Below are 19,026 nucleotides of genomic sequence, written 5' to 3'. Positions count from 1 at the left end.
GCGCTCAGGCCAGGGTGGCGATCGCGGCTTCGATGCGTTCCGCCAGCCACACATCCGGTGCCGTGACGGCGCCCGGACGGCCGGTGGTCACGGTGAACGTCAGCTCGTCCGGGCGCCGCTCGAACTGGGCGTGGTCGCTCAGGTCCGCGACATCCCGCTGCACGAGGCCGATCAGCGTGCTGTGCTCCTGGGCCGGCAGGCGCACGGTGCGCGAGAGGTGCGTCGCGTCCCCACGCCATCGCGCGAGCCCTCCCAGGGCGCGGGTGATCTCGGCGTCCGACAGCGCCTCCGGCATGGCCTCCTCCTTCCGCGGGTGTTTCCGGGCGGGTACCCGGCGCCCCGCCCGCAAACCGCAAGATTGGAGAAGACGCACCCGGCCCCGGCTCCGTACGGTCTAACCACCTGCCACGGGAAGGAGCGACGATGAGCGGGGTTCGCGTGCTGGTCGGCACACGCAAGGGAGCGTTCGTCCTGACGTCCGACGAGCGGCGCGCCGACTGGGAGGTCAGCGGGCCGCACTTCCCGGGCTGGGAGATCTACCACGTCAAGGGCTCCCCCGCGGACCCGGACCGGATCTTCGCAGCGCAGTCGACCAGCTGGTTCGGCCAGCTGATCCAGCGCTCGGACGACGGCGGCAGGACCTGGCAGCCGGTCGGCAACGAGTTCGCCTACGACGGCGTCCCGGGCACCCACCAGTGGTACGACGGCACACCGCACCCGTGGGAGTTCGCGCGCGTGTGGCACCTCGAACCGTCGCTCACCGATCCCGACCTGATCTACGCCGGGGTCGAGGACGCGGCGCTGTTCCGCTCGAACGACGCGGGCGCGTCCTGGCAGGAGCTGCCGGGACTGCGCGGGCACGGGTCGGGCCCGAAGTGGCAGCCGGGCGCGGGCGGGATGTGCCTGCACACCGTCATCCAGGACCCGCGTGACCCGAACCGGCTGGTCATCGCCATCTCCGCGGCCGGCGCGTTCCGCACCGAGGACGGCGGCAAGACGTGGCAGGCGATCAACCACGGCCTGAAGTCCGGCCAGATCCCCGACCCGGACGCCGAGGTGGGCCACTGCGTGCACCACATCGCCCGGCACCCGGAGCGCCCGGACGTGTTGTTCATGCAGAAGCACTGGGACGTCATGCGCAGCGACGACGGCGGCGACAACTGGTACGAGATCAGCGGGAACCTGCCCACCGACTTCGGCTTCGTCATCGACGTGCACGCCCACGAGCCGGACACGGTCTACGTCGTGCCGATCAAGAGCGACGAGCACCACTTCCCGCCGGAGGGGCGGCTGCGCGTGTACCGCAGCCGCGGCGGCGGCGAGGACTGGGAGCCGCTGACCGCCGGGCTGCCGCAGGAGAACTGCTACGTCAACGTGCTGCGCGACGCGATGGCGGTGGACTCGCTCGAGTCGTGCGGGGTGTACTTCGGCACGACCGGGGGTCAGGTCTACGCCTCCGCGGACTCCGGGGACACCTGGGCGCCGATCGTGCGGGACCTGCCCGCGGTCCTGTCGGTGGAGGTCCAGACACTGCCATGATCCGCGTCCACCTGCCCGCGCACCTGCGGACCATCGCGCACATCGACGGCGAGGTCGAGCTCGACCTGGACGGCGCGGTCACCCAGCGCGCCGTGCTGGACGCACTGGAGGAGCGTTATCCCATGCTGCGCGGCACGATCCGCGAACACGGCACGGGCAAGCGGCGCGCGTTCGTGCGGTTCTTCGCGTGCGAGCAGGACCTCTCGCACGAGGAGCCGGACGCGCCGTTGCCCGCACCGGTCGTGGCGGGCACCGAACCGTTCCTCGTGATGGGCGCCATGGCCGGGGGTTGATCTTTTCCCGATGCCGTGGGGGCACGGGGAAAGTTCACGGCGAGCGGTGCTTGGCCGGTGCGCGGGATCTGTTTAGGGTGAAGGCCCCCGACCGGCCCCCGACGCGATCCCCTTGGTGATGAAGACAATTACCGACGACACTGTCGAAATTCCCTGGCGGAAACCCGTTTTCGTCGATCCGTCCGGGCGAAGACGCCGGATCCTCCGCCGTGTCAGCATCGCGGCGTGCGCCCTGGTCAGCGGCTACGCGGTGCTGCTGGTGGCTTCGCTGCTGGGCGCCCCGATCCCCGCCTCCGCCCTGCTCCCGGTGCCCGATCAGCGGACGACCGACGCGCCGGTCCGGCCCGCGCCACCCGCGCCCGGCGGCGGGCCGTCCACCGACGACACCCCCACGCCGGACACGACCGGGCCGTCGAGTGAGGAGCCCGTCGCCACGGCGGCGCAGCCCCCGGCTCCGGCCACGACGGGCGCACCGCCGCCGGTGTCGTCGTCCGAACCATCACGGACGCCGCGCGGCCGGTCCGATCCGCCCGGCCACACCCGGACCGAGCGGCCGGAACCGCGCCGGTGACGCGGCACCGGCGGCCGAGCCCGCCGAAGGCCCACTGGCTGTTGCTGTCGGCGATCCTCGCGGTGGTGGCCGGCCTGCTCGCGCTCAACGTCTTCGTGGCGGGTGCGGACGGCGGCGAGGACACCTCACCACCGGGTCCGGCGGCCACCGTGCCGTCGTCGGTGCGCCACGGCGGACCGGTGATCGACGCGCGCTCGGACCCGCCGGCCACCGCGCGGGCGCACGACCACACGATCGCCCTGACCTTCGACGACGGCCCCGATCCGGTGTGGACACCGCGGATCCTCGACGTCCTGGACCGGTACGGGGTCACGGCGACCTTCTTCGTGACCGGGGCGAACGCCGCGCGCTACCCGGACCTGGTGCGCGAGATCCTGGCCCGCGGCCACGAGATCGGCAACCACACCGCGAGCCACACCGACCTCGGTGCCACGGGCGACGCGCGGGCCGGACTGGAGATCCGCACCACCGACCTCGTCCTGGCCGGCACCGGCGGTGTCCTGCCGGTACTGGTCCGGCCACCCTATTCGTCCACTCCGGACACGCTCGGCGACTCCGAGTGGGCGGCGGTCCGGCGGCTGGGTGCGGACGGCAAGCTCGTCGTCCTGTCCGATGTGGACTCCCAGGACTGGCGGCGGCCCGGCGTCGACGCGATCGTGGCCAACGCCACGCCGTCCGGCACCGGCGGCGCGATCGTGCTGATGCACGACGGCGGCGGCGACCGCGCGCAGACCGTGGAAGCACTCGGCCGGCTGGTGCCCGGGTTGCAGGCTCGCGGCTGGCAGTTCGGCACCGTGACCGACTCGGTCGGGCTGGCCGGCACGGCATCGGCGGCACCGGTCCGCGCGCGGATCGGGGGCCGGCTGCTGGTGTTCGCCGTGCGGGCCGGGGAGTTCGTGGCCGGGACCCTGCGCGTGCTGACCGTCGTCGCGACCGCGCTGGCGCTGCTGCGCGCGGTGCTGCTGGGCGTGACCGCGGCTGTGCACGCCCGGCGCCGGCGGCGACTGCCCCGCACCACGGGCGACGACCCGGTCACGGTGATCATCCCGGCGTACAACGAACGCGAGGGCATCGAGTGGGCGGTGCGGTCCGCGCTGGCCGCGGGGCCGCGGGTGTCGGTGATCGTCGTCGACGACGGGTCCACCGACGGCACCGGCGCGATCGTCGAGCGGCTCGCCCGTGCCCGGCCCGCCGTGCGCCTGATCCGCCAGGAGAACGCGGGCAAGGCGGCCGCGCTCAACACCGGCCTGGCGGCGGCGCGGACCGAACTGGTGGTGATGATGGACGGCGACACCGTGCTGGAGCCCGGTTCGGTGCCCGCGCTCGTCGGCAACTTCGCCGATCCGCGGGTCGGGGCCGTGGCCGGCAACGCGAAGGTCGGCAACCGCGGCCGCCTGCTCGGCCAGTGGCAGCACATCGAGTACGTGGCCGGGTTCAACCTGGACCGCCGGTTCTACGACGTCCTCGAGTGCATGCCGACGGTGCCCGGCGCGGTGGGCGCGTTCCGCCGTTCGGCCGTCCTGCGGGCCGGTGGGGTGCCGTCCGACACGCTCGCGGAGGACACGGATCTGACCATGACGCTGCTGCGCGGCGGCTGGCGCGTGGTGTACGAGCAGGACGCGCGGGCGCTGACCGAGGCGCCGGCGACGCTCGCCGAGCTGTGGAAACAGCGCTACCGGTGGTGCTACGGCACGTTGCAGGCGGTGTGGAAGCACCGGCACGCGATCTCCGAGCCGGGCGGCGCCGGGCGACTGGGCCGCCGCGGTCTGCCGTACCTGCTGCTCTTCCAGGTGCTGCTGCCGGTGCTCGCCCCGTTCGTGGACGTCGCCGCGGTGTTCGGGCTGTTCACCGGGGACGGGTTGCTGGTACTCGCGTCCTGGCTCGCGTTCCTGGTGTTGCAGGCCGCGCCCGCGGTCGTCGCGTTCCGCCTGGACCGCGAACCGCCGGCGCCGCTTCTGGCGCTGCCGCTGCAGCAGTTCGTCTACCGGCAGCTGATGTACCTCGTCGTGTTGCAGTCGCTGAGCACGGCGCTGGCCGGCGCGCGGCTGCCCTGGCACAAGCTGCCGCGCCGCGGCCTGATCGAGCCGTCCCCATCGGACCGCGGGAAGCGGTGACCCCCGGCCGGACCGGGGGTCACCGTCGGACACGCGGGAGCGGGCGGCCGTCAGTCGTCGTCGCCGTCCCAGTCGTGGTGGTGGTGATGGTGGTGGTGGTGACCGGCCACCGAGTAGGTCTGGCTCGAGTGCGCGCCCTCCGGGCCCGCCCAGGAGGAGCCCTCACCGTAGAAGGAGAAGTGGCCGTTGGTGCCGGAGACGGTGTACTCGCCGCCCGCACCGTCGGGGCCGGCGGCCAGGCTCGCGTCCTGGTAGCCGGCGTAGCCGTAGCCGTGGCCCCAGCCGTCGTCGTAGTCGTGGCCCGCAACCGAGCCGGCGCTGGTGATGGCCGCGCCGTCGGGGCCGGCACTCGCGTTCGACGAGCCGTAGGTGTCGGCCGACGCGATGCCCGCGGCACCGAACGACAACGGGATGGCCAGCAGGCTGGCGATCGCGAAGCGACGAACGTTCATTGTTCTGAATTCCCTTCGTATCAACGGATTCCGGGCTGAAGCCGTGATCGGCTTCGTGGTGCGGGTGCCCGGGACGGCGGGGGCAAATCCGGCACACCGGCGTGACGCAGGTCACGTTGCAATCGCACCGCGGTACGGTTCCGCGGCGACTTCCGCTGCTCGGCGCCGCGAACCGGATCCGTCACGGCGGGCGGGAGAATTTTCCTTGGGGCACAGGGGATCCTTCCTTGGTGCGTCACTCACGCGTGTGGACTGGACCTCGTGGCGGCGCTTGACAACCCTCCCCCCGGCCGCCGATGCTCGACCCGGTAACTGTTACTTCGGGTAATAGCTTCGGTGAGGAGGCGGCGTGGTCCGGCGAGTGGTGTCCCGCGACGGCACGCGGATCGCGGTCGCGGAGGCCGGCGATGCGGCGGCCCCGGTCGTGGTGTGCGTGCACGGCTATCCCGACGACCGCTCGGTGTGGGACGGCGTCGCGGCCCTGCTGGCGCAGCGGTTCCACGTGGTGACCTACGACGTGCGCGGCGCGGGCGAATCGGACCGTCCACGTCGGAGGGACGGCTACCGGCTGGAGCGGCTGACCGAGGACCTGGAGGCCGTCCTCGCGGCGGTCAGTCCCGGCCGTCCGGTGCACCTCCTCGCGCACGACTGGGGATCGATCCAGTGCTGGCACGCCGTCACGTCGGATGCGCTGCGCGGCCGGATCGCGTCGTTCACCTCGATTTCCGGGCCGTCGCTGGACCACGCCGGGGACTGGTTCCGCGGCAAGCTGCGGCGGCCCTCGGGATGGGCGCCCGCGCTGCGGCAGCTGGTGCACTCGACCTACATCGTGTTCTTCCAGATCCCGCTGGTTCCCGAGCTGGGCTGGCGGTCCGGGGCCGGTCAGCGGGTGCTGGCGAGGCTGTCCGGGCCCTCGGTGGGCCGGCCGCGGGTCGCGGACGCCGTGCACGGGCTGGAGCTGTACCGGGCGAACGTCGGCGCGCGGCTGTCCCGGCCCCGCCCGCGGGCGGCCGAGATCCCGGTGCAGGTGCTCGCACCGCTGGGCGATCCGTACGTCACGCCCGCGCTGCAGACCGAGGTGGGGCGCTGGGCGCCGCGGCTGTGGGTGCGGCGGCTGCCGGGCGGGCACTGGATCCCGCGGGAGCGCCCGGACGTGATCGCGCGCTGCGCGGCCGAGCTGGTGGAGCACGTCGAGGGCGCGCCGGAGAGCCGGGGCCTGCGGCGCGCCCGGACGGGCGGTTTCGAGCTGGTGGTGGTGACGAGCGCGAGCCGGTTCGCGCGCGCCTGCGCGGCGGCGTTCGCGGGCACGGGCGCCGAGGTCGTGACGGCGGGCCCCCTGCCGGACGCCGAAGCCGTCGCCGCGTTCGCGAAGGACGTGCGGGAACGCCACGGCGTGCCGGACGTGGTGGTGGACAGCCACGGCGCGGCGCGGGTGTTCGCGGAGCAGATGGCGGAGCACGGTGAGGGCGGCTGTGTGGTGCTCCACGACCCCGCGGAGGCCCAGCGCCTGCGGCGTGCGTTCCCCGGCCTTGGGGTCGTACGGGCCGGCGACGGTCCCCCGGCCCGCGCGGCGCGCAAGGTGCTGGCCCGCGCCCGCCGCTGAGCCCGGCGCGTGGCGGGGACGCGCCCAGCACGCGGCGGGAACCAGCCCGCGGGTGGCCGGCGGGCGCCTGGAACCAGCCCGCGGGCGGCGGCGGGTGCCGGGAACCATCCCGGGTGGCGGCGGCAGCCTCCCGCCGAGCACCGGGTGGCGGCTATCGGGCGGCGGACATCGACCGGATGCCGCAGGCCACCGGGCCGCAACCACCCGCCACCGGCGCAGGGCCGAAGCCGCGGGCAACGGGCCGCAGGCACGGGCACCGGGTGGCGGCCGTCCCACCCGGCGGCAGCACCCGGCCCGCGCACCAGCCACCGGCACCGGGCCGCAGCCATCGACAAGATGACGCCAGGCCACCGGGCCGCAACCACCCGCCACCCGCCACCGGCGCAAGGCCGCAGCCGCGGGCACCGGGCCGCAGCCATCGACCGGATGCCGCAGGCCACACGGCCGCAGGCACGGGCACCGGGTGGCGGCTGTCCCACCCGGCGGCAGCACCCGGCCCGCGCACCAGCCACCAGCCACCGGCACCGGGCCGCAGCCATCGACCGGATGCCGCAGGCCACCGGGCCGCAGGCACGGGCACCGGGGTGGCGGCCATCCCCCGGCAGCAGCACCCGGGTCCGCGCACCAGCCACCGACCACCAGCCACCGGCATCCGGCGGCGGCCGTCCGACCCGGCAGCAGCACCCGGGCCCGCCCACCAGCCACCGCCCCGGCCCCGGTGGGGATCAGCGGCCACCGGGTAGCCGCCGCCACCAGCCACCCGGCCCCCGCGGCGCGCCCCAGCGACCGGGCAGCTGCACCGACCCCAGCGCCGGCAGCGGTGCCGGCACCGGCTGCACCGGCACCGGGCTCCGGCCGCCCGGCGCGAGCGCCGGCTGCGCGCACCAGCCACCTGGCAACCCCCGGCCACCAGCCAGCAGCCACCCCGGGCAACCCCGGGCCACCGGCCACGGGCGAGCTGCCCGGCCCGGCCCCGGGCCGGGGCGCAAGGCCAGCGCCCGGAACAGAACTGCCCCCGGCGGAGGTCCCGCCGGGGGCAGTTCACGTCCGCGCCGCTAGGCCCGCGCCAGTCCCCGCTCCACCGCGGCGATGATCTGCGGCCGCAGCTCCTCCGGGCGGATGATCGCGTCCACCGAGCCGACCCGCTGGGCCCGCTGGATCGAGTGCACCCCGTCGAACTCGGCGGCCACCTCGCCCAGCTTCTCCGCCCGCACCGAGGCCCGCACGTCGGCCAGCTGCGTCACCAGCGCCGCCCGCGACGCGCTGTCCGCGGACGCCACCCGCGCCTCCAGCTCCGTCACGCGCGGGTCGTTCGCCGTGCGGGAGTTGACCTCCTGCGCGAACACCACGGCCGCGGCGGGGGCGCCGCCCAGCACGGACGCGAAGGAACCGTCCACGGCCAGCACGGTCATGTTCGGGTTCAGCGTCTTCGAGAACACCACGAACGCGCCGCCGTGGTAGCGCGAGATCACGCAGAACACGATCGGCCCGCGGAAGTTCACGATCGCGCGCCCGATCTCCGCGCCGTACTCCAGCTGGAGCTTGCGCATCGACTCCGGCGAACCGTCGAAACCGGACAGGTTCGCCAGCACCACCAGCGGCCGGTTCCCGCTCGCCGCGTTGATCGCGCGTGCCGCCTTCTTCGACGAGCGCGGGAACAACGTGCCGGCGGTGTAGGTGTCCGGGCCGTCGGTGGGCGGGAACCCGCGCCGCGGCACCGACCGCGACTCGATGCCCAGCAGGCACACCGGGTACCCGCCGAGGTGCACGTCCTGCACGACCGCGGTCTCCGCGTCCGCCATGCCGGCCCACCGCTCCAGGATCGGGTGGTCGGAGTCGGCCAGCGCGCGCATCACGGTCCGGATGTCGAACGGCTTCTTGCGGTCCGGGTTGGTCTCCCGCGAGAAGATCTGCCCCACGGTGGTGAAGTCGCTGCCGACGATCGCATGGGGATAGTCGGACACGTCCCGGTCGATCGGGTCGGTCGTGACCGCCCGGCGCGGACGGCTCTCGCCCGGCAGGACGTAGGTGTGGTCGTAGTGGCTCATCAGCACGCCGTGCGCCGCGTCCAGGTTCGGCGCCCAGTACTGCGCCTGCCCGTTCGGCCCCATCACGCGGTCGTACCCGCCGATGCCGAAGTTGTCCTCGGCCGACACGCCACCGGAGAAGTCCAGCGACTGCTTGCCGGTCAGCACCATCGCCGAATCCGGCGTCATCACCAGGATGCCCTTGGTGTGCATGAGCATCGTGGCCTCGGCGTTCCAGTACGGCTGGGCGCCGACGTTGATCCCGGCGACCACGATGTTGATCTCGCCACCGTCCTGCGTGAACTGGACGATGCGGCGCAGCGCCGCGGCGATCCAGTCCATGTTCTCGGTACCGGAGTCCATCGCGATCCGCGCGCCCGCGGACAGCGCGTACCACTCCACCGGGACCGACAGCCGGTCCGCCAGGTCCAGCGCGGCGATCACCCGCGCGCACTCCGGTTCGGACAGTGCGCCGAGCGCCTTCGTCGGGTCGCCGAGCAGCACCACGCGCGTCATGCCCTCGGGGTAGCGCTCGGTCGGCGTGGTCGCCACGCCGGTCACGATCCCGGCCTTGTTCAGGCCCTTCTCGCGCTCGACGGGGACGAGCGCACCGGCGTCGTCGAGGTCGTACTCGGTGAACGTCCCGCCCTCGCCGGCCAGCATCCCGGTCAGCTCGTACGGGTAGACGGTGCCGCGGCGGCGCGCCCGCAGCACCTTCTGGCCGTAGTCGTCCAGCGGCTGGATCAGCTCGGTCGGCGGGTCGGTGATGGACAGCCGCACGCCGCTGGCGACCTCGTAGGACACGCGCACCGCGACCGGGCGCAGCTCACCGGTCTCCTTGTCGCGCTGGCGGCCGAGGAACAGCACTTCCTCGACGCCGGCGCCCGCGGTCGTGGGCACCACCCGCTGCGCGACCGTGTTCAGGTCCTCCGGCGTGAGGTCGCTCGGCGGCCACACGTAGAGGAAGATCCGGTTGGTGTCGAGCCGCTTCTTGGCCGGCCGCTGCGCCTGCACCTTGCGGATCGCGTCGAGGCACGCGCCGAGCGCGCCCTCCACCGCGGGCAGGGCGAGGATGCGGCCCTCGTCGTCGCGCAGCGGGGTCAGGTCGCGGACCTGCGCCATCGCGACCAGGCGCTCGTCGGACGGGTTCTTCGGCGCCACGCAGCGCAGCAGGTAGACGTCCTCGTCGGCCGAGGGCAGCCGGGTGAGGTCGAAGTTCTGCAGGCGCCGCAGCTGCAGGCGCTGCCCGATGAGCGGGTGCAGGCCGCGGATCAGCCGCTCCTCGGTCAGCCCGGTCGAGGCGGGCCGGAACGTGAAGTGGTGGTGCATCGCCGACCCGCTGCTCCCGGCGACCGTCGTGGTGACGCGGCGCAGGTTGTCCGGCAGCGCGACACCGGTCAGCACCTCGCGCAGCTCGGCCGCCATCAGGTCGGCGTCGGCGGGCTGGCCGGGCCAGGTCAGGTAGATGTCGGCGACCAGGCCACCGGGCCCGGCCTCCTCGGCGACCTCGGCGACCGTGCGGACCGCGTCGGCGAGGCCGGCGAAGTCGGCGACGGTGGCGATGAGCCGCTGCCGCTGCCCGTCCAGGTCGTACCCGGCGGTGACCAGCGCGCGCCCGTCCACCGTGCGGGTTTCGACGTCCTCCAGGCCGTGCTCGCGGTAGTAGCGGCGGCTGAGCACCTCCAGCAGCGGCCCGGCGTCCAGACCGGGGCGGCCGATGCGCTGGCCGAGCAGCCGCACCAGCGGCTCGGGGCTGGCGACCATCTCGGCGATGCGCTCGTCGCGGTCGGCCGCGTCCGGGTTCGCGTCGAGGTAGGCCAGGTGGCGGCGCACCTTCGTGTAGACCTCGGCGCGCGTGCGGCGCAGCAGCGGCTGGGCGAACCAGCGGAACACCAGGCTCCGCGCGAGGTCGCCGACCACCGGGAAGCGCAGCTGGGTGGCGCGGATCAGCCGCTCCAGCGCGTGGCCGACGGTCTGGCGGACGCCGTTGTGCGGCGGTGCCTCGGTCAGCCACTGCTGCAGCAGCGCCGTGATCACCGCGACGTCGGAAGCCGCGCGCTGCTGGGCGAGGAAGATCCGGAAGACCGCCTCCTCCAGCTCCGGCGTGCGGTCCAGACCGTCGACGCCGTAGTGGCCGAGCACGCGGGTGAGGCGGCCCTGGAAGGTCTCCGACAGCCCGGCGCGCTCGGCGTCGAGGCTCTGCAGGTAGGTGTGGAAGTGCTCGCGCGGGCTGTGCACCCGCGTCTCGGCCTTGGTCTCCTCGCCGTCGGGCTTGTTGCGGGACAGCTCGGACAGGTCGGCGAAGACGTCCAGCAGCGCCGTCTCGGCCTCGAGCGGCCGCTGCGGCAGCTCGGCGCGCGCGGACAGGTACCTGGCCAGGGTGCGGCCGCCGTCGCGCGGGTCGACGTCGAACCCGAGCAGCATGCTGCGCAGGTCGGCCAGGCCGCGCTCGGCCCGGTGCGCGGCGGACAGCCCGTCCGGCTCCGCCGGCAGGTCCAGGTCGACACCCGCGGTCGCGGGGGCGGCCTCGGCGTCGTCGTCGGCCAGCGGTTCCAGGCGCAGCAACGCGGCGCCGGTCTCGACCTGGCTGCCCACGGAGACCAGGGACTCCTTGAGCACCGCCCGGAACGGCGCGCGCAGGACGGTCTCCATCTTCATGCTTTCCAGCACCAGCACCGGGGCGCCGGCCTCGACCTCGTCACCGGCCGCGAGCGGGGTCGCGACCACCAGGGCCGGGGCGGGCGAGCGGACGACGCCGCCCTCGTCGCGGCTGATCCGGTGGGTGACGCCGTCGACCTCGACCAGGTGGATCGGCCCGTGCGTGCCGGTGACGAGCCGGAAGCGGCGGCCGTTGACGTGGATCTGGCCGGTGTGGGAGTCGAAGCGCTCCAGCTCCGCCTCGACGGTCTCCACGTCCTCGCCGGTGACGAACCCGATGCGGTAGCGGCCCGGGCCGGTCTGGGCGACGGTGAGCCGGTAGCTCGCGCCGCGCAGCTTGAGGTCGATCGGGCGGCCGACCTCGTGCTGCACCTGCGGGCGGCCGCCGTGTGCGGTGGACAGCAGCCGCTGCAGCTCGACCTGTTTCTCGTCCTGGTAGGCCTCGATCGCCGCGGCGGCCAGCGCGATGCCGGAGTGCGCGTGCGAGACCAGACGGCCCTGCGCGCGGACGCGGTCGATCCAGCCGGTGTCCGCGCTGCCGTCGATCACCTCGGCCTGGTCGAGCAGGTCGAGGACGAAGCTCTTGTTGGTGGTGCCGCCTTCGATGAGGACGGTGGTCTCGCGCATCGCGCGGCGCAGGCGGGACAACGCCTCGTCGCGGTCGCGGCCGTAGGCGATGATCTTGGCGATCATCGAGTCGAAGTCGGCCGGGATCGAGTCGCCCTCGCTCACGCCGGTGTCGACCCGGATGCCCGGGCCGGCCGGGAGGTCGAGCAGCGCGATGCGGCCGGGCGCCGGCGCGAAGTCGCGGTCCGGGTCCTCGGCGTTGAGCCGGGCCTCGATGGCGTGGCCCAGTTCGGCCGGCGGGGTGCCCTCGAGCTTGCCGCCCGCGGCGACGTGCAGCTGCGCCTTCACCAGGTCCACGCCGGTGGTGGACTCGGTGATCGGGTGCTCGACCTGCAGCCGGGTGTTGACCTCGAGGAAGGCGAACAGCTTGTCGCCGGGGTGGTAGAGGAACTCGACCGTGGCGGCGCCGCGGTAGCCGACCGCGACGGCCAGCCGCTCGGCGGAGGCCTTCAGCTCGGCCGCCTGCTCGGGGGCCAGCACCGGCGAGGCGGACTCCTCGATGATCTTCTGGTTGCGGCGCTGCACCGAGCAGTCCCGCACGCCCAGGGCCCAGGCGGTGCCCTGGCCGTCGGCGATCACCTGGACCTCGACGTGCCGCGCGCCGGTGACCAGGCGCTCCAGGAACACGACGCCGCTGCCGAAGGCCCGCGCGGCCTCCTGGCTGGTGCGCTCGTAGGCGTCCTTGAGCTCGTCGGGGCCGGTGATGACGCGGATGCCGCGGCCACCACCGCCGGCGGTGGCCTTGAGCATGAGGGGGTAGCCGATGCGCTCGGCGGCGGCCAGGGCGGCGTCGAGGTCCTCGACCGGCCCGCGGCTCCACGGCGCGACCGGGACGCCCACCTCTTCGGCGATCAGCTTGGCACCGATCTTGTCGCCCAGCTTGCGCATGGCGTCCGGGCTCGGGCCGATGAAGGTGATGCCGATCTTCTCGCACAGCTCCGCGAAGGCGGGGTCCTCGGCGACGAAGCCCCAGCCGACCCAGGCCGCGTCGGCGCCGGTCTCGATCAGGGCGCGTTCCAGCACGGCGAGGTCGAGGTACGGGCGGGCGGACGCCGGGCCCAGGTTGTAGGCGATGTCGGCTTCCCGCACGAAGGTCGCCGTGCGGTCGGCGTCGGTGTAGAGGGCCACCGTCTCGATGCGCGGCCCGCCCTCCGCGTTGAGCTCACCGACGGCGTGGATGAGGCGCATCGCGGCCTCTCCCCGGTTGACGATCGCGACACGACTGAACACCGAATCGAGCCTCACAAGTTGTGGTGGTTGGACTGCGCGGCCTCCCCTGGCCGCTCATCCAGCATCGCGCGTACCCACCGGTAGTGTGATCGTCGCACCCGCACCGTGCCGACGGCCGTTTTTTGTCGGAACCCTCCAAAGGAGCCCGCTGACCCGGCACAATGCCCGCGGCTCGCGTGCACGCGGGACCCCGGTAGCCCTGAGAGCCTGATCACTCAGCAGTTGTAGAAGACGACCAACGGCCGGCCCCCGAGCGGGCGGGGAGGCGCAGGTGCAGCACACCGTCGCCCTGGATGACCACGTCGGGATCACCGAGCATCAGGGTGCCGTCGGCGAGCGTCCCGAAGTACGGCTTCCCCCGTCCGAAGACGACCGGCACGACGTCGATCGCCACGTGGTCGACGAGTCCCAGCGCCAGCGCCTGCCCGCCGACGTCGCCCGCGCCCACCCCGATCTCACCGTCGCCGGCCAGCTCCTGCGCTCGTGCGATCCCCTCCGCCACCGAGCCGGCGAAGTGGTACGGCGCCTCCGGGTGCCAGCCCTGCGGCCGCGGCCGGTGCGACACGACCACGACGTGCTCGCTCGCCGGCGGATGCCCCTCCCAGCCGTTGGTCAGGTCGAACTGGCGCCGGCCGACGACCAGGACCTTCTGGCGCGACCACATCCCGCGCACGTACTCGGCCGAGGCCGCCGAGACCCGGAACGGCGCGCCGTGGACGTCGGGATGGTCCTCCTCGACGAGCGGGTGGTCGCCGTTGAAGTACCAGTCGTGGAGCGGTCCCACGTCGTCGTGCTCATCGGCGATGTAGCCGTCCAGCGAGGCCACCGCGTGCAGGTACGTCGTCCCCATGGTCGCTCCTCCCGGCGCGTGCGGACCAGCGTCCTCCGCGGACGGTCCCGCCGCAACCGGCGGCGAAGGGGGCACCTCGCCCGCGAGAGGTGCCCCCTTCGCCTCACGGCCGGTAGAGCCAGTCCGTCCAGCGGTAGTCGTCCAACCTGCGTTCCGTCAGGTACTGGTTGCGCAGCAACCGGGCGAGGCCGTCGCAGTGCCAGAGCTCTCCCCAGACCCGCGCGCTCGACTGGACCCGCGCCGTCCGCGCCGTGCGGGCCTGCTCGTAGGCCGCCAGCGCGCCCGGCCACTCCAGCGCCGACGCGGCCTGCTGCTTGGCCACCTCGCCGGCGAGGCTGTGCGCGTCCTCCAGCGCCTGGCACGCCCCCTGCGCGAGGTACTGCAGCATCGGGTGCGCCGCGTCCCCGGTCAGGGCCAGCCGTCCGTCCACCCACCGCTCCACGGGCAGCCGGTCGTACATCGGCCACCGCCGGTCCCGCCACAGCCATTCCAGGCCGCGCCGGACCGCGTCGCAGGTGCCCTCGAACGCCGCGTCCAGCTCGTCCGGCCCGCCCCACTCCGCCGCGCCCCGCTCGTAGGACGGCGAGGCGAACACGGCGACCGTGTTGAGCAGCTCGCCGCCGCGCAGCGGGTACTGCACCAGGTGGCACTTCGGTCCGAAGTGGACCACCACGTCGGTCAGCACATCGGAATCCAGCCCGGTCACCTCGGCCACCGGCCGGGTGCCGCGGTAGGCGACGTACCCCGAGCACACCGGCTGGTCGCGGGACAGCCGTGGCCGCAGCGACGACCACAGCCCGTCCGCGGCCAGCGCCGCCTCCGCCGCGAACTCCCGCTCCCCCGCGCGCACCCGCACGCCCTCGGGCAGGACCTCGACGTCGTCGACCTTGTGGTCGGCGAGCAGTTCGACCCCGGCGTCGCGGCAGGCGTCGTGCAGGATCGTCAGCAGGTCGCTGCGGTGGATGACCACGTACGGCGCCCCGTAGCGGTCGACGAAGCCCTGGCCGAGGTCGAGCGAGGTCAGTTCGGCGCCGTCGAGCGCGTCCTTGAGCACGAGCCGCCGCGGCAGCACCCCGCGCGCGACGACCTCGTCGAGCAGGCCCCACTCACGCAGGATCCGGGTGGCGTTGGGCGCCAGCTGCAGCCCGGCGCCCACCTCGGCGAACGCGGGCGCCCGCTCCAGCACGCGCACGCGGTGCCCCGCCGAGGCGAGGGCGTAGGCGTTGGCCAGGCCGCCGATCCCGCCGCCCACCACCACGACATCGGTGTCGGTCATGTCTTCTCCTCCTAGAGCCAGGGGCCGAGGTCGGGCGCTTGCGAGGCGCGTCCGGTGAGCCAGCGGGCCAGCGCGGGGCCCTGCCCCTGAGCCAGACGGCGCTTGAGCGCGTCCTCGACGAGGGCCTGGACCAGGTCGTCCGGCAGGTCCTCGAACCCGGTGCCGGTGGCCAGGTCGACCGCGTGCACCGCGACCTCGCGGGTCCGCATCCAGACGATCTCGGTGGCCGGCACCGTCCGGCCCTGCGCGGTGACCACCTGGTGGGACCAGGCGTCCGCGGGCAGGGCGTCGAGGTCGGCGGCCAGCGCGTCCGCCGACTCCCGCACCCTCCGGCGCAGCTCGGCGACGGGCAGCTTCGCGCCCTCTGCGATCTCGGCCGCCCGCTGCTCGGCGCTTTCGTACATGCGCGCCTCGACCCCGGTGCGGGCCCAGCTCACCAGGCGCCGCAATGCCTCGGCGTTGTAGTGCAGGTGCGCGACGAGGTGGCGGCGGGTCCAGCCGGGCAGCAGGGTCGGCGCGTCGAACTCGTCGTCCGCCAGTTTCCCGATCGCGTCCAGCACCAGCCGCGTGCCCTCGTCCATCCAGTCACGCGTGCTCATCGCGGGCCACGTTCTCCAGGCGGCCGAGGCCGCTGATCTCGGTCACCAGCCGCGCGCCCGCGGTCAGGTAACGCGGGGGCTTGCGCGCGTGGCCGACGCCGCCGGGGGTGCCGGTGGCGATGACGTCGCCGGGCCGCAGCGTGAGGATCGTCGAGGCGTACCGGACCAGCTCGACCGGGTTGAACACCAGGTCTTCGGTGTTCGCCTTCTGCACCTGCTCGCCGTCGACCGAGCAGCTCAGGTCGAGCGCGGGCGCGGTGCCGCCGGGCAGTTCGTCCGGGGTCACCAGGTACGGGCCGAACGGCGTGGTGCCCTCGAACGTCTTGCCCTGCAACCACTGCGGCGACCGGTACTGCCAGTCGCGGGTGGTCACGTCGTTGAGGACGCTGAACCCGGCGATCGCCGCCTCGGCCTCGGCCTCGCCGGCACGCCGCACGCTGGTGCCGATGACGATGGCGAGCTCGGCCTCCCAGTCCACCGCGTCCGATTCCGGCGGCAGCGCGACCGGGTCGGCGGGGCCGATCAGCGCCTCCGGGAACTTCGCGAACAGCGTCGGGTACTCGGGGAGTTCGCGGCCCATCTCCAGGATGTGGTTGCGGTAGTTCAGGCCGACGCACAGGATCTTGCCCGGCCGCGGCACGACCGGGGCGAGGTCCGCGCCGGCCAGCGGCCGCTCCGGCGTGACCGCCCCGGCCCGGGCGCGCCAGTCCTCCTGGGCCAGGAACGCACCGACGTCGGGCGCACCGAGTTCGGCGTAGCGCTCGCCCTCGACGCGGATCGCCCGGGTGCCCTCGGCGGTGCGCAGGGTTGCGAGTTTCACTGCTGTCCTCCCACCCGCACGCGGTCGGCGTGCAGTCGTTCGAAGATCGGGGTGTCGCTGAACCGGAACAGGTCCAGCTGCGTGTCGGCGGCCAGGGTCACCGGGGCCCAGGACGGGACGACGAACAGGTCGCCGTGGTCGACGTGCCATTCCCGGTCGGCGACGCGGACCGTGCCCGAGCCCTCGAAGACCTGCCACACGGCGGAACCGACCTCCTGGCGGGCGGCGGTTTCCGCGCCGGCGCGCAGCCGGTGGAACTCCGCGCGGATGGTCGGCATGACGTCGCCGCCGGTGGTCGGGTTCGTGAAGCGGACAGCGGCGTGGCCGGGTTCGACGACGCCGGGGTAGCCCTCGTCCTCCAGGGCGAGCTGGTCGGTCAGGGCGGCGTCGGTGTGCTCCCAGCGGTAGGCGGCGATCGGCGAGTTGACCGCGGGAGCGGTGTGCGACACCGGCCGCAGGCCCGGGTGGGCCCACAGCCGCTCGGCACGCGAGCGGTCCGGGGTCTGTGTGCTGGACACCTTCTCCGGGCCGAACTCGAAGAACGCGGAGCCGGTGTAGTGCACGAACGGGATGTCCAGGCCGTCGATCCAGGCCATCGGCTCGCTGGAGGTGTTGTGGTGGCCGTGGAAGTGCCAGCCGGGGGTGAGCAGGAAGTCGCCGCGGCGCATCGCGACCGGGTCGCCGTCGACGACCGTCCACACACCATCGCCCTCGACGACGAACCGGAACGCGTTCTGCGTGTGCCGGTGCTCGGGCGCGTTCTCACCCGGGCCGAGGTACTGGATCGCGGCCCACAGCGTTGGCGTCGCGTACGGGGCGCCGCCCAGGCCGGGGTTGGCCAGCGCGATGGCGCGGCGCTCACCGCCGCGGCCGACCGGGACCAGCTCGCCGGCCTTCTCCGCCAGCGGCAGCAGGGTCTTCCACCGCCAGGCGTGCGGGCGCATCGCCGGCGACGGGCTCATCGGCATCAGGTCGCCGATTTCGGTCCACAGTGGAACGAGGAGTTCCTCCTGGAATCCCCGGTACAGCTCGTCGAGCTCCGGGGACGGTTCGGGCTGGTTGCCGGTCATCGCGTGACCGCTCCTTCCTGGGTGACAACGGGACGGGGGCAGGCCGAGACGAAGCCGCTGGCGACGGCCGCGCCGATGGCGAACACGAGGAAGTTGGAGGTGACGCCCAGCCCGGCGGCCAGCAGCCAGCCGCCGGCCTGCGGCGCGAGCACGGCGCCGATGCGCCCGACGCCCAGCGCCGAACCGAGCGCCGATCCGCGCAACGGCGCCGGGTAGTGGTCGGCGACGGCGGCGATGATCAGGCACTGGGTGCCGTGCGTGCCGACCCCGGCGAGGACGAGCGCGAGGTAGACCACCAGTTGCGCCGGGTGCAGCACCAGCACGAGCAACCCCACGGCGGCGACGGCCGCGGCGAGCACGGCGGCGCGCCGCGGGCCCATCCGGGCACCGGCCCACGCGGTGACCAGCGACCCGGCGACGGCGCCGAGGTTGAGCGCGAGCAGGAACGTCAGCGACGAACCGAGGTCGAACCCGCTCTGCCGCATCAGCTGCGGCAGCCACGTGCCCAGGCCGTACCAGGCGAACAGGGTCGCGAGCGTGGCGAGGGCGAACGCGACGGTGGCGCCGGTGTACGGCGGTTTGAGCAGGGCGCGGAAACCCCGCTGCGGCACGGTTCGCGTCTCCGGGACGAGGCCGAAGCGCTGCTCCAGCGCTTCGGCCTCGCTGGTGCGGCCCCGGGTGCGCAGCCAGGCCGGGGACTCGGGCAGCAGCCACGCGCACAGCGGGAGCACCAGCACCAGCGCCAGGAGCGCGATGAGGAACATCGCCTCCCAGCCGTAGCGGGGCAGCACCGCGATGCCGATCAGCGCGGCGAGGCTGCCGCCGATCGGGACGCCGGACATCATCAGCGTGGACACCACCGAGCGGCTGCGCGCGGGGACGAACTCGCTGCCGAGCGCGTTGGCCGAGGGCACCAGACCGCCCAGCCCGAGCCCGGCGAGCAGCCGGAACGCGCCGAACGTGACGGGGTCGGGCGCGATCGCGCAGAGCGCGGTGAACACCGAGAACCAGGCGGTGCAGGCCAGGATCGTCCGGCGGCGGCCGAGCGTGTCGGCCAGGCGGCCGGCGAGCAGGGCGCCCAGCAGCATGCCGGCGAAGGCGAGGCTGCCGAGCAGGCCGGCGGTGCTGCTGGTCAGGTTCCAGCCGGGTTCGGTGAGCAGGCGCGGCAGGGCCGTGCCGTAGACGATGAGGTCGTATCCGTCGAACACGACGACCACCCAGCACAGGGCGGTCACCAGGGGCGCGGCGTTGCGCGGAGCGGCGGGCATGGCACGAACGTAAGTGAAGTTCTGTCAGC

At 73.9% G+C, this 19,026-nt stretch carries 14 protein-coding genes; 5 read left to right on the top strand and 9 right to left on the bottom strand.

The window, feature by feature from the left end; genetic code table 11:
• Positions 1–4: 4 nt before the first annotated feature.
• Positions 5–295 carry a 4a-hydroxytetrahydrobiopterin dehydratase gene (locus FB470_RS23410; protein WP_306994840.1) on the bottom strand — a complete coding sequence of 97 codons (291 nt, stop codon included), beginning with the start codon at positions 293–295 and terminating at the stop codon, positions 5–7.
• 128 nt (positions 296–423) lie between these two features.
• On the opposite strand from FB470_RS23410, the gene FB470_RS23405 reads away from it, so the two are divergent.
• The 4 genes from FB470_RS23405 (at position 424) to FB470_RS23390 (ending at position 4,517) form a co-directional block, all read left to right on the top strand.
• The gene (locus FB470_RS23405; RefSeq protein ID WP_306994838.1) at positions 424–1,539 is read left to right on the top strand and encodes a WD40/YVTN/BNR-like repeat-containing protein; all 1,116 of its coding nucleotides are present in this window, start codon (positions 424–426) and stop codon (positions 1,537–1,539) included.
• On the top strand, positions 1,536–1,832 hold the full coding sequence (locus tag FB470_RS23400; RefSeq protein WP_306994836.1) for a MoaD/ThiS family protein: 297 nt from the start codon (positions 1,536–1,538) through the stop codon (positions 1,830–1,832). The genes FB470_RS23405 and FB470_RS23400 overlap by 4 nt, the downstream gene beginning before the upstream one ends.
• A gap of 115 nt (positions 1,833–1,947) precedes the next feature.
• Positions 1,948–2,403, top strand: a complete 456-nt coding sequence (locus tag FB470_RS23395) for a hypothetical protein (RefSeq protein WP_306994835.1) — start codon at positions 1,948–1,950, stop codon at positions 2,401–2,403.
• Positions 2,400–4,517 (top strand): bifunctional polysaccharide deacetylase/glycosyltransferase family 2 protein, encoded by a 2,118-nt coding sequence (locus tag FB470_RS23390; protein WP_306994833.1) that lies wholly within the window; start codon positions 2,400–2,402, stop codon positions 4,515–4,517. The genes FB470_RS23395 and FB470_RS23390 overlap by 4 nt, the downstream gene beginning before the upstream one ends.
• Before the next feature lie 50 nt (positions 4,518–4,567).
• On the opposite strand, the gene FB470_RS23385 is transcribed toward FB470_RS23390, so the two are convergent.
• Entirely contained in the window at positions 4,568–4,969 is a 402-nt protein-coding gene (locus tag FB470_RS23385; RefSeq protein ID WP_306994831.1) for a hypothetical protein, read from the bottom strand.
• A gap of 349 nt (positions 4,970–5,318) precedes the next feature.
• On the opposite strand from FB470_RS23385, the gene FB470_RS23380 reads away from it, so the two are divergent.
• Positions 5,319–6,572: an alpha/beta fold hydrolase gene (locus tag FB470_RS23380; RefSeq protein ID WP_306994829.1), complete on the top strand. Its 1,254-nt coding sequence runs from the start codon at positions 5,319–5,321 to the stop codon at positions 6,570–6,572.
• 1,055 nt (positions 6,573–7,627) lie between these two features.
• Here the strand turns inward: FB470_RS23380 and FB470_RS23375 are convergent.
• From FB470_RS23375 to FB470_RS23345, 7 genes are all read right to left on the bottom strand, one after another.
• On the bottom strand, positions 7,628–13,114 hold the full coding sequence (locus tag FB470_RS23375) for an ATP-binding protein (RefSeq protein ID WP_306994827.1): 5,487 nt from the start codon (positions 13,112–13,114) through the stop codon (positions 7,628–7,630).
• A gap of 211 nt (positions 13,115–13,325) precedes the next feature.
• Complete coding sequence (locus FB470_RS23370; RefSeq protein ID WP_306994825.1) at positions 13,326–13,964, bottom strand: dihydrofolate reductase family protein; 639 nt, start codon at positions 13,962–13,964, stop codon at positions 13,326–13,328.
• A gap of 103 nt (positions 13,965–14,067) precedes the next feature.
• Positions 14,068–15,240: an FAD-dependent oxidoreductase gene (locus tag FB470_RS23365; protein ID WP_306994823.1), complete on the bottom strand. Its 1,173-nt coding sequence runs from the start codon at positions 15,238–15,240 to the stop codon at positions 14,068–14,070.
• 11 nt (positions 15,241–15,251) lie between these two features.
• The gene (locus FB470_RS23360) at positions 15,252–15,839 is read right to left on the bottom strand and encodes a maleylpyruvate isomerase family mycothiol-dependent enzyme (protein WP_306994821.1); all 588 of its coding nucleotides are present in this window, start codon (positions 15,837–15,839) and stop codon (positions 15,252–15,254) included.
• Positions 15,826–16,659 carry a fumarylacetoacetate hydrolase family protein gene (locus tag FB470_RS23355; RefSeq protein ID WP_306994819.1) on the bottom strand — a complete coding sequence of 278 codons (834 nt, stop codon included), beginning with the start codon at positions 16,657–16,659 and terminating at the stop codon, positions 15,826–15,828. Before FB470_RS23355 ends, FB470_RS23360 begins: the two co-directional genes overlap by 14 nt.
• Positions 16,656–17,729, bottom strand: coding sequence for a cupin domain-containing protein (locus FB470_RS23350; protein ID WP_306994817.1), 1,074 nt, complete (start codon positions 17,727–17,729; stop codon positions 16,656–16,658). The genes FB470_RS23355 and FB470_RS23350 overlap by 4 nt, the downstream gene beginning before the upstream one ends.
• Positions 17,726–18,997 (bottom strand): MFS transporter, encoded by a 1,272-nt coding sequence (locus FB470_RS23345; RefSeq protein WP_306994816.1) that lies wholly within the window; start codon positions 18,995–18,997, stop codon positions 17,726–17,728. The genes FB470_RS23350 and FB470_RS23345 overlap by 4 nt, the downstream gene beginning before the upstream one ends.
• Positions 18,998–19,026: the final 29 nt, after the last annotated feature.

This window comes from Amycolatopsis thermophila, from assembly GCF_030814215.1.
In the GTDB taxonomy this organism is placed as follows: Bacteria; Actinomycetota; Actinomycetes; order Mycobacteriales; family Pseudonocardiaceae; genus Amycolatopsis_E; species Amycolatopsis_E thermophila.
The sequence above is the reverse complement of the archived record's forward strand: the minus strand, read 5'-3'. Positions and strand labels throughout refer to the sequence as shown.